The sequence below is a fragment of the Micromonospora sp. NBC_01796 genome, assembly GCF_035917455.1.
Lineage (GTDB): Bacteria > Actinomycetota > Actinomycetes > Mycobacteriales > Micromonosporaceae > Micromonospora_G.
In genome coordinates, this window is the sequence record NZ_CP109078.1 from 1961406 (window position 1) to 1974300 (window position 12895).

The following is a 12895-nucleotide window of genomic DNA, read 5'->3' on the forward strand; positions in this document are numbered from 1 at the left end:
CACCGCGCGAGGGGGAGGCGGACCCGGCCGTCCGTCAGACGTGCAAGGGGGTGAAGAAAGAGCTGATCAGCGCTTCGAGTACTGAGGCGCCTTACGGGCCTTCTTGAGGCCGTACTTCTTGCTTTCCTTGACCCGGGCGTCCCGGGTGAGGAAGCCGGCCTTCTTGAGCGCCGGGCGGTCGTCGGGCTCGTTGACGATCAGCGCGCGGGCGATGCCGAGGCGCAGCGCGCCGGCCTGCCCGGTGGTGCCGCCGCCACGGAGGTTCGCGATCACGTCGAACTGCTCGGTCTTCTCGGCGGTCACCAGCGGCTCCTTGATGAGCTGCTGGTGCACCTTGCTCGGGAAGTACGCCTCGAGCTCGCGCCCGTTGCAGGTGATCTTGCCGCTGCCGGGGACGATGCGAACCCGGACGATGGCCTCCTTGCGGCGGCCAACGGTCTGGATCGGCCGGTCACCGCGAGGGGCCCGGGCAACCGGGGCGGCCGGAGCGGCGGTCTCGGTCTCGGCCGGGGTCTCGGTCTCGACGACCGGCGTGGGCTCGGCCTCAATGGTGTCGGTCATGCTGATTCCTTCGTCCGCGCTCACTGCGCGATCTGCTTGATCTCGAACGGCACCGGCGCCTGCGCGATGTGCGGGTGCTCGGCACCGGGGTAGACCTTCAGCTTCTTGATCAGCTGCCGGCCGAGCTTGTTGTGCGGGAGCATCCCCTTGACGGCGAGCTCGATGGCCTGCTCGGGGCGCTTCTCCAGCAGCTCCTCGTAGCGGACCTGCTTGAGGCCGCCCGGGTAGCCGGAGTGGCGGTAAGCGATCTTGGTCTGACGCTTGTTACCGGTCAGCGCGACCTTGCCCGCGTTCACAACGACGACGAAGTCACCGGTGTCGACGTGCGGCGCGAAAGTGGGCTTGTGCTTGCCACGCAGCAACGTGGCAGCGTGGGTGGCCAGACGGCCCAGCACGACATCAGCGGCGTCGATAACGTGCCACTGACGCTCGATCTCACCCGGCTTCGGGCTGTACGTACGCACAGGTCTACCTTGTCTCGTCGTCGGTCTGGGGTCACGCACCGGTCACCAGGCGCGCACGAACGACCAAGCGTACCTGATGGGGCACGCCCTCGGCTGTCACACAACAGCAGGCGATGTTACTCTTCCGGCCCGCACGCGGTCAAAACGGGGGCCACGGATCGCCACCGGCCACCCGCCGCGCCCGCCGGTCCTGAACCGGTGGGTCAGACCGGGCCACCCAGTCACCAGCCGCAGCTGATCGTACCCGTACACCCAATCACACCCGTGTCGCCGGGCTGCACCCGGCCGCCCTGTTGGGCCGGTACGCGGCCGGGCGCGGCGGGCCCCGATCTCCCCGGACGGCCCGTCCCGCGCCGGACCTCCTGGTCACACCCCGGACAGCCGCCGGGGCGACGGCCGGAGGTAGACCGCCCAGGTGACGACAACGCAGAGCGCGTAGCAGACGATGAAACTGACATAGGCGGCATCGGCCGTCCGGTAGGTCAGGAACGACTGCCGGAAGGCGATGTTGACCAGCACTCCCCCGAAGGCGCCGACCGCACCGGCGATCCCGATCAGGGCACCGGCCAGCCGTACCGCCCGCCGGGCCGCGTCCGCCGACACCTCCGCCAGGACACCGGCATCGATCCGGGCCCGGGCCCGGAAGATCGCCGGGATCATCTTGTACGTGGAGCCGTTGCCGATGCCGGAGAAGACGAACAGGGCAATGAAGCCGACCAGGTACAGCGGCAGTGAACCCCGCCCGGAGGCGTAGAGCACCCCACCGGCGCCGAGCGCCATCAACACAAAGTTCCAGCAGGTCACCCGCGCCCCACCCCACCGGTCGGCGAGATACCCGCCCAGCGGCCGGATCAGCGAACCGACCAGCGGCCCCAGGAAGGTGAGGTACGCCGCGTCCAGCGGGGTGGCGAACCGGTCACCGAACTGCACCTGGAGCACCTGCCCGAAGGCGAACCCGAACCCGATGAACGAGCCGAATGTCCCGATATAGAGGAAGGACATGATCCAGGTGTGCGGATCACGGGCCACCTCCCGCATCGCGCCCCGCTCGCTCGGCGTACCGGCCGACCCGTCGCGTCCGGTGGCCGCCGGCGAGATGTTGTCCATGTACCGCGCGGCGAGCAGCGCGGCCAGCACGATCAGCGGCAAGTAGACCGCCGGGACCAACCGGGGGTACGCCGCACCCGCTGTCGCCAGGACCAGCAGGCCGACCAACTGCACCGCCGGTACGCCGAGATTGCCGCCACCCGCGTTCAGGCCGAGCGCCCACCCCTTGTGCCGGTCGGGGTAGAACAGGTTGATGTTCGCCATCGACGAGGCGAAGTTGCCGCCGCCGACCCCGGCCAGACAGGCGAGGATCATGAGTGTGCCGTAGGAGACCCCCGGCTCGATCAGGATCGTCATCGGGATGGTCGGCAGGAGCAGCAGGGCGGCGCTGATCACGGTCCAGTTCCTGCCCCCGAAGACCCCGACCGCGAAGGTGTACGGCAGCCGCAGCACCGCCCCGAGCGCCGTCGGTACGGCGGTGAGCAGGAACTTGCCGGCCGGGTCGATGCCGTACTCGGGGCCGAGGAAGAGCACCAGCACCGACCAGAGACTCCAGACGGAGAAGCCGATGTGCTCGGAGAAGACGGAGAAGGCGAGGTTGCGCCGGGCGACGGCCGCGCCGGTGACCCGCCAGAACGTCGGGTCCTCCGGCCGCCAGTCGTCGATCCGGTGCCGCCGGCCGGGTGCGGTCCGGCGAGGGGTCGCCGGTGCCGGCCCACCTGCGGGAGCGGGTGCGATCGGGGGAACCTCTGCGGGGTCCGCCGTGGTGGGGGCTGTGCTCACGGGCCGGCTCCTTCTCGTCGGGGACGAGCCGAAAGCTAGGCGCGATCAGTTTCCGTACGGTGCACGTCCCGCGTCCACCCCGCAACCAACCCCGCACCACCCCCACCCCCCACCCGTGAGAACCCCCGAAACCCCTCGCCACAGGGGTGCCGCCTCTTGTAGGGAAAGAGTGGCCTTCCCTCCCCCGATAACAACTCTTTCTCTACAAGAGGCGGGTACGGCGGGTACGGCGGGGCGGCGGGGGTTAGTGGGGCGGGCGGTGGCCGGCGAAGACGGCGAAGCGCCAGGATTTGAAGTAGCAGTCGACGTCGGTGAAGCCGGCTTCGGTGAGCCAGGCGCACTGGGCGGCCACGGGGGCGGGGCGGTCGTAGGCCATCCGAAGGTGTGCGGCGTCGATCTCGGCCCGGTCCGATCCGAGGGCGGTGATCTGGGCCAGCCAGACCTCGGCGTACCGCCGGTCGAGTTCGGGGGTGGGTCCGGCCACCTGTTCGGCGTTGACGAACACTCCACCGGACCGGAGGACGTCGTATATCCGCTGGTACAGCGCGCGTTTGCCGGCGTCGTCGAGGTGGTGGACGGCGAGCGCGGTGACCACCGCGTCGTACCGTGCGGTGGGCAGCGGGTCGGCCAGGTCGGCCACCTCGACCGCGTGCGGGACCCCCTGGGCGGTCAGGTGCCGGGCGGCGATCTCCAGCATCGCCGGTGCGGCGTCGAGCAGGGTGATCCGGGCACCGGGCACGGCCGCGCCGACCAGTGACGAGAGCAGTCCGGTGCCGGCTCCGAGGTCGAGAACCTCCGGTGTACGCCCCTCCGCGAGGGCGGTACGCAGCACCGGCGCCGACACCTCGACGGCGGTGCCGTAGAAGTCGTCGAAGCACGGCACGAGCCGGCGTCTGGCCTGGTCATAGGTGCCGGCGGCGGCTTCGAACAGGTGCACCACGCTCATCCGCGTCTCCCAAGATGTAGGACAGTTTTCCCATATTATAGACCCAATCGATTAACCCGCTGCCTACACGGACTGTGAGCGCCTCTTAGCAGGCACGAAACAAAAGGGACCCGGCCGCGAAACCACCCCCGTCCACGCTTCGGACATGACGGACCTTGCGCGGGACGGGACGCACCCCGGTGCGCCACCACCGGGCGTCACCATGTCGGCACCGGACGTCGACACGCACTGCCCGTACTGCGCCCTGCAATGCGGGATGACACTTCGCGCCACACCGCAACGGGTCGAGGTCCGGTCCCGGCAGTTCCCGACCAACCGTGGCGGCCTTTGCCAGAAGGGCTGGACCGCGGCCGAACTGCTCGACCACCCCGACCGGCTGACCACCCCACTCGTACGCGACCCGCACACCGCGCAACTGCGCCCGGCCACCTGGGACGAGGCGCTGGACCGGGTCGCCCGCACCATCACCGGTCTGCAGACCGCGTACGGCCCCGACTCGATCGCCGTGTTCGGCGGCGGCGGGCTGACCAACGAGAAGGCGTACGCGCTGGGCAAGTTCGCCCGGGTGACCCTGCGTACCCGGAACATCGACTACAACGGCCGGTTCTGCATGTCCTCGGCCGCGGCGGCCGGCAACCGTGCCTTCGGCATCGACCGGGGGCTGCCGTTCCCGCTGGCCGACCTGGCCGGGGCGGACACCCTGCTGCTGGTCGGTGCGAACGTGGCCGAGACCATGCCACCGCTGGTGCGGTACCTGGTCGAGCAGAAGGCCCGCGGCGGCAACCTGATCGTGATCGACCCCCGGGTGACCGCCACCGCCCGCCAGGCCACCCTGCACCTGCAACCGATGCCGGGTACGGATCTCGCGGTGGCCAACGCCCTGCTGCACATCGCCGTCACCGAGGGGTGGGTCGACAAGGACTACGTCGAGACCCGTACCGCCGGCTTCGACGCCGTACGCCGCAGCGTCGCCGGTTACTGGCCGGCGCAGGTCGAGCGGCTCTCCGGCGTACCGGTGGCGGACCTGGAGACGGCGGCCCGCGCGCTCGGCACCGCCGGCACCGCGATCATCCTGACCGCCCGGGGCGCCGAGCAGCACGCCAAGGGCGTCGACACGGTCACCGCCTTCATCAACCTCGCCCTCGCCCTCGGGCTGCCCGGCCGGCCCGGTTCCGGGTACGGATGCCTCACCGGGCAGGGCAACGGCCAGGGCGGTCGCGAGCACGGGCAGAAGGCCGACCAGTTGCCGGGCTACCGGCGGATCGACGATCCGGCCGCCCGCGCCCACGTGGCCGGCGTCTGGGGCGTGCATCCGGACGACCTGCCCGGTCCCGGTCTGTCCGCCTACGAGCTGCTCGACTCGATCGGCTCACCGACCGGTCCCCGGGCCCTGCTGGTCTTCGGCTCCAATCCGGTCGTCTCCGCACCCCGGGCCGGGCGGATCCAGCGCCGGCTGGGCGACCTCGACCTGCTGGTGGTCGCCGACTTCGTCCTCTCCGAGACCGCGGCCATGGCCGATGTGGTCCTGCCGACCGCGCAGTGGGCGGAGGAGGACGGGACGATGACCAATCTGGAGGGTCGGGTGCTCCGGCGCCGGGCCCTGCGCCCACCACCCGCCGGAGTCCGCACCGACCTGTCCGTCATCGCCGAACTGGCCCGCCGCCTGGTGGGCGACGGGATGGCCGGCAACGGGACGACCGGCGGCCGGACGACCGGCAGCGCGACGGACGGCAGCGGGACGACCGGCGGCGGTGCCGGGTCGAGCTTTCCGGAGGATCCGCGCCTGGTCTTCGACGAGCTGCGACGGGCCTCGGCCGGCGGGATCGCCGACTACGCGGGCGTCACCTGGGACCGGATCGACGCCGAGGACGGCGTCTTCTGGCCCTGCCCGGCGGAGGACCGGCCGGGCACCCCCCGACTGTTCGCGGAAACCTTTCCCACCCCGGACGGCCGGGCCCGGTTCCTGCCGGTCGAGCACCGGCCGGCGGCCGAGGAGGTCTGCCCGGAATATCCGCTCTACCTGACCACCGGGCGGGTGCTCGCCCAGTACCAGTCCGGTGCCCAGACCCGCCGGATCGGACCGCTTCGTACGGCGGCGCCGAACGCGTTCCTCGAACTCCATCCGGACCTGGCCAGCCGGCTCGGGGTGGCCGACGGGGACGAGGTGACGGTCCACAGCAGACGCGGTGAGATGCGGGCACCGGCCCGGCTCAGCGACACCATCCGCGCCGACACCGTCTTCGCCCCCTTCCACTGGGGCGGGGCCGCGCGGGCCAACTCGCTCACCAACGACGCCCTCGACCCGACCTCGAAGATGCCCGAGTTCAAGGTCTGCGCGGTCCGGGTGGAGCGGGCATGACCGGCCGGGTGGTCATCGTCGGCTACGGCATGGCCGGATCCCGGCTGGCGAGCGAACTGCGGGCCCGCGACGGGGACCGGAAGATCGTGGTGCTGGGTGCCGAACCGCACCGGGCGTACAACCGGATCATGCTGTCGAACCTGCTCGCGGGCAAGATCGACGAGACGCAGGTGGAGCTGACCGAGGCCGCCGGACACGGCGTCGACATCCGCCCCGGAGTCACCGTCACCGCCGTCGACCCGGTCGCCGCGACGGTCACCACCGACCGGAACGACACGATCTCCTACGACCACCTCGTGCTCGCCACCGGCAGCCGGGCAATGGTGCCGCCGCTGCCCGGACTCGTACCCGATCCGGATCGGCTGCCGGAGCGGGTGGTCGCCTTCCGTACCCTGGACGACTGCCGGCGGATCCTCGCCGCCGCCACCGGCGCGCGGACCGCCCTGGTCCTCGGCGGCGGCCTGCTCGGCCTGGAAGCAGCCCGTGGGCTGGCGTCGCGCGGGCTCGACGTACGCGTGGTCCACCCGGTCGGGCACCTGATGAACCGCCAACTCGACCCGGCCGCCGGAGCGGTGCTGGCCCGGACCCTGGCCGGGCTCGGCGTCATCAGCCACCTCGACGCCGCCGCCACCGCCGTGCACGTCGACGCGGACCGGGTCACCCTCGAACTCGCCGCCGGCCAGATCCTGACCGCCGACCTGCTGGTCCTGGCCTGTGGCGTACGGCCGGAGACCGGGCTGGCCCGATCCGCCGGTCTGACCGTCGAGCGGGGAATCGTGGTCGACGACCGGCTGGCCACCAGCGACCCGCGGATCTTCGCGATCGGCGACTGCGCGCAGCACGAGGGGCAGCTCACCGGGCTGGTCGCGCCCGCCTGGGCACAGGCCCGGGTGCTGGCCGGAGTGCTGAGCGGCGACCGGGCCGGCGACCGTTACCGGCCGCAGGCACCGGTGACCCGGCTCAAGGCCGCCGGGATCGACCTCGCGGCCATGGGTGACCTGGGCCCGGTCGACGGGTCCGAGCCGGCGGTCGAGGAGCTGAGCTTCACCGACCCGGCCCGGGGCACGTACGCCCGGCTCCGGATCGTGCGCGAACGGCTCACCGGAGCGATCATGCTCGGGGACAATCCCGCCGTCGGGACGGTCATCCAGCTCTTCGACCGGGGCACCCCGGTACCGAGCGACCGCCGCGCGCTGCTGCTCGGCCGCGCCGTCGGCGACCGGTCCGGCACTCCGGTCGAGTCCCCCGCGCTGATGCCGGACGCCGCCACCGTCTGCCAGTGCAACACCGTCCCCAAGGGCGCCCTGGTGCGCTGCTGGCGCGCGGGCGCCCGGTCGGTCGCCGAGGTGGTCACCGCGACCCGGGCCACCACCGGCTGCGGTAGCTGCCGCGACGCCGTCGAGGGAATCGTCCACTGGTTGTCCACAGCCGACTCCGCGGAGGTGTCCGGATGAACCGCAACAAGCTCGTCGTGGTCGGCAACGGCATGGTCGGCCAACGCTTCGTCGAAGCACTGCGCACCCGTGACACCGGCGCCCGCTGGCAGGTCACCGTACTCGGCGAGGAGAGCCGACCGGCGTACGACCGGGTCCGGCTCTCGGCGTACCTGGACGGGGTGAGCGCCGAGGACCTGAGCCTGCACACCCCGGACGACGGCGTCGAGCACCGGCTGGACGAACCCGTGTTGGACATCGACCGGGACCGGCGGCTGGTACGCACCACCACCGGCGAGTACCCGTACGACGCCCTGGTGCTGGCGACCGGCTCGTACCCGTTCGTGCCGCCGATCGACGGCGCCGCCGGTCCGGACGGCACCGCCGGGCTGCGGGCCGGGGTCTTCGTCTACCGCACCCTGGACGACCTGGACGCGATCCGGGACTACTCGCGGGGCCGACGGACCGGGACCGTTATCGGTGGCGGCCTGCTCGGTCTGGAGGCGGCCAACGCGCTGCGCCTGCTCGGACTCGACACCCACCTGGTGGAGTTCGCTCCCCGGCTGATGCCGGTCCAGGTCGACGAGGCCGGTGGCGCGATGCTCCGCCGCTACGTCGAGGACCTCGGCGTCGTCCTGCACCTCGGGACGGCCACCACCGCGATGCGACCGGGACCGGACGGCGCGGTGACCGGACTCGTCCTCGGCAACGGCAACACCGTCGCCACCGATCTGGTGGTGGTCGCCGCCGGCATCCGCCCCCGCGACGAGCTGGCCCGGATCGCCGGACTGGCCCTCGGGCCCAGGGGCGGTGTCGAGGTCGACGAGACCTGCCGGACCGGCGACGAACGGATCTGGGCGATCGGCGAGTGCGCGGCGATCGACGGCACCTGCTACGGCCTGGTCGCGCCCGGTTACGCGATGGCCGAGGTGGTCGCCGACCGGCTGCTCGGCGGTACCGCGACCTTCCCCGGCGCCGACACCGCCACCAAGCTCAAACTGCTCGGGGTGGACGTCGCCTCGTTCGGTGACGCCCACGGCACCACCGCCGGCAGCCTGGACGTGACCTGGACCGACCCGGCCACCCGGAGCTACGCCAAGCTGGTCCTCTCCGACGACGCGAAAACACTGCTCGGCGGGGTGCTGGTCGGCGACGCGTCGGCGTACCCGACCCTGCGGGCCAGCGTCGGCGGCCCACTGCCCGGTCCCCCGCTGACCCTGCTCGCCCCGGCGGGTGAGGGCGGCGGTGCGGGTGCCGGGATCGCCGCGCTGCCCGGCGGGGCGCAGGTCTGCTCCTGCAACGCGGTGACCAAGGACCAGATCGTCGCCGCGATCGCGGATGGCTGCACCGACGTACCGGACCTGAAGGCGTGCACCCGGGCCGGCACGAGCTGCGGTTCCTGCGTACCGATGCTCAAGCAACTGCTCGCCGTCTCCGGGGTACGGCTGTCCAAGGCGATCTGCGAGCACTTCGACCAGAGCCGGCAGGAACTGTTCGACCTGGTCCGGGTACGCGGGATCCGCACGTTCTCCCAGCTCGTCGCCGAGTACGGGCGCGGCCGGGGCTGCGACATCTGCAAACCGGTGGTCGCCTCGATCCTCGCCTCGCTCGGCAACGGGTACGTGCTCGACGGTGAGCAGGCCGCGCTCCAGGACACCAACGACCACTTCCTGGCCAACATCCAGCGGGACGGGACGTACTCGGTCGTGCCCCGGATCCCCGGCGGCGAGATCACCCCGGAGAAGCTGATCGTCATCGGCGAGGTGGCCCGCGACTTCAACCTCTACACGAAGATCACCGGTGGTCAGCGGATCGACCTCTTCGGGGCGAGGGTCGAGCAGTTGCCCCGGATCTGGCGGCGGCTGGTCGACGCCGGGTTCGAGTCCGGTCACGCGTACGGCAAGGCTCTGCGCACGGTCAAGTCCTGCGTCGGCTCCACCTGGTGCCGGTACGGCGTACAGGACTCCGTCGGCCTGGCGATCGCCCTGGAACTGCGCTACCGGGGGCTGCGCGCACCGCACAAGCTCAAGTCGGCGGTCTCCGGGTGCGCCCGCGAGTGCGCCGAGGCGCGGAGCAAGGACTTCGGCATCATCGCCACCGACCAGGGCTGGAACCTCTACCTCGGCGGGAACGGCGGCTTCCGGCCCCGGCACGCCGAACTGTTCGCCACCGACCTGTCCACCGAGGAACTGGTCCGCTACCTCGACCGCTACCTGATGTTCTACATCCGTACGGCCGACCGGTTGCAGCGCACCGCGGGCTGGCTGGAGGCGATGGACGGCGGCCTCGACCACCTCCGGGCGGTCATCGTCGACGACAGTCTCGGGCTCTGCGCGGAACTCGACGCGGCGATGTCCCGGCACGTCGCCGACTACGCCGACGAGTGGCGGGAAACCCTCGACGACCCGGAACGGCTGCGCCGGTTCACCTCGTTCGTCAACGCGCCGGACACCCCCGACCCGTCGATCAGTTTCACGGTCGAGCGGGGCCAACGGGTCCCGGCGACGACCGAACGCCGGCCGGTCGCCCTCGGCCTGCCGACCACGAACGGCGCCGGCCGACCTACCACGAACGAGGGAGTACGCCGATGAGCCTGGACGGTGCCGCTGGACAGCGGTGGACACCGGTCTGCCCGTACCCACGGGTGGAGCCGGAGCGGGGTGTCGCGGCGCTGGTCGACGACGAGCAGGTGGCCGTCTTCCGGACCCACGACGGGCAGCTCTTCGCGATCGGCAACCGGGACCCGATCGGCGGCGCGTACGTGATGTCGCGCGGCATCGTCGGCAGCCGGGGCGCCACCCCGACCGTCGCCTCCCCCCTGCACAAGCAGGTGTACGACCTTCGCACCGGCCGGTGCCTCGACGACCCCGGGGTGGCGGTGCCCACCTACCGCATCCGCTGCCGGGACAACGTCATCGAGGTCGGCACCCGGCAGGAGCCCTGATGTCCGACGAACTGGCCGGATTCACCATCGGCGTCACCGCCGACCGGCGCCGCGACGAACTCGCCGCACTACTCGAACGCCGGGGCGCCCGGGTGGTGCTCGCACCGGCGCTACGGATCGTTCCGCTGGCCGACGACTCCGAGTTGCGCGCCGCCACCCGCGCCTGCCTGGACAATCCGCCCGACGTGGTGATGGCGAACACCGGCATCGGCATGCGCGGCTGGTTGGAGGCCGCCGAGGGCTGGGGGCTGGCCGAACCGCTGCGCTCGGTCCTCTCCGAGGCGTACATCGTCGCCCGTGGGCCGAAGGCGCGGGGCGCGATCCGGGCCGCCGGCCTGCACGACGAGTGGTCGCCGCACTCGGAGAGCTGCGACGAGGTGGTCGACCACCTGCGGGAGCGGGGCGTCGCCGGCCGGGTGGTCGCGATGCAACTGCACGGCGAGCGGCAGCCGGAATGCACCAGCGCCCTGGAGGACGCCGGAGCCACCGTGATCGAGGTACCGGTCTACCGCTGGGCTCCGCCGACCGATCCGGCCCCGCTGCACCGGCTGGTCGACCTGATCACCGGGCGGCTGGTCGACGCGGTCACCTTCACCTCCGCCCCGGCCGTCGGGGCGCTGCTGCGCGCGGCCGGCACCGGTGGCGACGCCGTACTGGAGGCGTTCCGTGCGGACGTACTGGCCGCCTGCGTCGGGCCGGTCACCGCCGCACCGCTGCGCCGGCACGGCGTACCGGTGCTCGCCCCGGCCAGGGCCCGCCTCGGCGCCCTGGTCCGCAGCATCGTCGACGAACTTCCCCGACGGGCGGTCAACGTCAAGGTCGCCGGGCACCTGCTCACCCTGCGTGGCCACGCGGCGGTGGTCGACGGTGAACTGCGCCCGCTGGCGCCGGCACCGATGGCGGTGCTCCGGGCACTCGCCGCCACTCCGGGCCGGGTGCTCTCCCGCGCCGACCTGCTGCGTACGCTCCCGCGCGGGGCCGACGAACACGCGGTGGAGATGGCCGTGGCCCGGCTCCGGGCCGCCCTGCGTACGCCGGGCGTGGTGCAGACCGTCGTCAAGCGCGGCTACCGGCTACCGGTCGACTGATCAACTCTTCCGTTCGGCGGAATCGACCCCGAACGCGCTTTCCCCATGGTCGTAGGACCATGGGGAATCGTCGCATGCGAATACGGCGACCGGAATTGCCGACGGGCGCGCTGACGGAAGCCCCGTCGACGCGACGTTGGTTCCTCCGAGCCCGGAGGATCCCCGCCCGGGAGCCGGAGCAGCCGCGGCCGACCGGGGTTCCGTCCGGTCGACCGACCGCACGGCCCCCGGCCGGCTGGTGAACCGAGGGTCAGCCGACCGGGGTGGGAAAACCCCGGCCGTGCTGCGCCTGCAGGGTCGCCATCGCGTGCTCCACGACGGTCACCAGCACCTGCTTGACCGAATCCCGGTGCCGGGCGTCGGTCATCACCAGCGGTACGTGCGGGGCGATGGCCAGGGCCTCCCGCACCTCCTCCGGCGCGTACTGCGGTGCTCCGTCGAAACGGTTCAACGCAACCACGTATGGCAGTTGCCGGTTTTCGAAATAGTCGAGCGGGGCGAACGCGTCCGTGATCCGCCGGGTGTCGACCAGCACGGCCGCGCCCACCGCACCCCGGATGATCTCGTCCCACATGAACCAGAACCGGGTCTGCCCCGGCGTCCCGAACAGATAGAGAATCAGGTCCTGGGCCATGGTGATACGACCGAAGTCCATGGCGACCGTGGTGGTCTCCTTGCCCGGCACCTTCGACGGATCGTCGATGCCGACACCGGCCGCTGTCATCACCGCCTCGGTGGTCAGCGGAGTGATCTCCGAGACCGCGCCGACAAGCGTCGTCTTGCCCACCCCGAAGCCGCCCGCAACCACAATCTTCGCGGAGGTGATCCCCCGGTTGCGGCGTGCCCCGACGGGGTCATAGCCTGCGAAGTCCACTTAGCACCCTCTCAAGCAGTTCCATCCGCTCCTCGTACGCTTCCGGGGGAGCGGCAGTGTGCAGCGTCAGCAAGCTGTCCGCCACCATGTCGGCGACCAGCACTCGGGCGACACCCAACGGAAGCCGGGTGTACGCGGCGATCTCCGCCAGCGACTGCGCCCGGCCCTCGCAGACAGTGGCGATGCGGTGCTTGTCGTGCCCGGCGAACCGGGACTCCGCAACCGCCGCCGGAGTCGCCGTGAGTACCGCCTCAAGGGCGATGTCCTGGCGAGGTTCGGTACGGCCGCGGGTGACCGCGTACGGCCGAACCAACGCACCACGCGGGTCCTCACGGCGCGGGGGGTAGTCCATCCTGCGGTCACCTCCTTTCGATCAGGTTGCGGCACCACCGACAT

General features: G+C 71.7%; 11 protein-coding genes. 5 read left to right on the forward strand and 6 right to left on the reverse strand.

Annotated elements, in window-relative coordinates:
• Positions 1-66: 66 nt before the first annotated feature.
• From rpsI to OIE47_RS09020, 4 genes are all read right to left on the reverse strand, one after another.
• A complete protein-coding gene (gene rpsI / locus OIE47_RS09005) occupies positions 67-561 on the reverse strand; it encodes a 30S ribosomal protein S9 (RefSeq protein ID WP_326561045.1) in 495 nt (164 codons plus the stop codon).
• A gap of 20 nt (positions 562-581) precedes the next feature.
• A complete protein-coding gene (rplM, locus tag OIE47_RS09010) occupies positions 582-1025 on the reverse strand; it encodes a 50S ribosomal protein L13 (RefSeq protein ID WP_326561046.1) in 444 nt (147 codons plus the stop codon).
• A gap of 366 nt (positions 1026-1391) precedes the next feature.
• The gene (locus OIE47_RS09015; RefSeq protein ID WP_326563036.1) at positions 1392-2738 is read right to left on the reverse strand and encodes a nitrate/nitrite transporter; all 1347 of its coding nucleotides are present in this window, start codon (positions 2736-2738) and stop codon (positions 1392-1394) included.
• Between the two features lie 361 nt (positions 2739-3099).
• Entirely contained in the window at positions 3100-3801 is a 702-nt protein-coding gene (locus tag OIE47_RS09020; RefSeq protein WP_326561047.1) for a class I SAM-dependent methyltransferase, read from the reverse strand.
• A 145-nt stretch (positions 3802-3946) separates the two neighbouring features.
• On the opposite strand from OIE47_RS09020, the gene OIE47_RS09025 reads away from it, so the two are divergent.
• The 5 genes from OIE47_RS09025 to OIE47_RS09045 are packed head-to-tail and all read left to right on the forward strand — an operon-like array spanning position 3947 to position 11625.
• Positions 3947-6160, forward strand: coding sequence for a molybdopterin oxidoreductase family protein (locus tag OIE47_RS09025; protein ID WP_326561048.1), 2214 nt, complete (start codon positions 3947-3949; stop codon positions 6158-6160).
• A complete protein-coding gene (locus tag OIE47_RS09030) occupies positions 6157-7614 on the forward strand; it encodes an FAD-dependent oxidoreductase (RefSeq protein WP_326561049.1) in 1458 nt (485 codons plus the stop codon). Before OIE47_RS09025 ends, OIE47_RS09030 begins: the two co-directional genes overlap by 4 nt.
• Positions 7611-10184, forward strand: coding sequence for a nitrite reductase large subunit NirB (gene nirB / locus OIE47_RS09035; RefSeq protein WP_326561050.1), 2574 nt, complete (start codon positions 7611-7613; stop codon positions 10182-10184). Before OIE47_RS09030 ends, nirB begins: the two co-directional genes overlap by 4 nt.
• Complete coding sequence (gene nirD, locus OIE47_RS09040) at positions 10181-10537, forward strand: nitrite reductase small subunit NirD (protein ID WP_326561051.1); 357 nt, start codon at positions 10181-10183, stop codon at positions 10535-10537. Before nirB ends, nirD begins: the two co-directional genes overlap by 4 nt.
• A complete protein-coding gene (locus tag OIE47_RS09045; protein ID WP_326561052.1) occupies positions 10537-11625 on the forward strand; it encodes a uroporphyrinogen-III synthase in 1089 nt (362 codons plus the stop codon). Before nirD ends, OIE47_RS09045 begins: the two co-directional genes overlap by 1 nt.
• 250 nt (positions 11626-11875) lie before the next feature.
• Here the strand turns inward: OIE47_RS09045 and OIE47_RS09050 are convergent, their stop codons facing one another.
• Positions 11876-12499: a GTP-binding protein gene (locus tag OIE47_RS09050; RefSeq protein WP_326561053.1), complete on the reverse strand. Its 624-nt coding sequence runs from the start codon at positions 12497-12499 to the stop codon at positions 11876-11878.
• A complete protein-coding gene (locus tag OIE47_RS09055) occupies positions 12480-12851 on the reverse strand; it encodes a DUF742 domain-containing protein (protein WP_326561054.1) in 372 nt (123 codons plus the stop codon). The genes OIE47_RS09050 and OIE47_RS09055 overlap by 20 nt, the downstream gene beginning before the upstream one ends.
• Between the last annotated feature and the right edge of the window lie 44 nt (positions 12852-12895).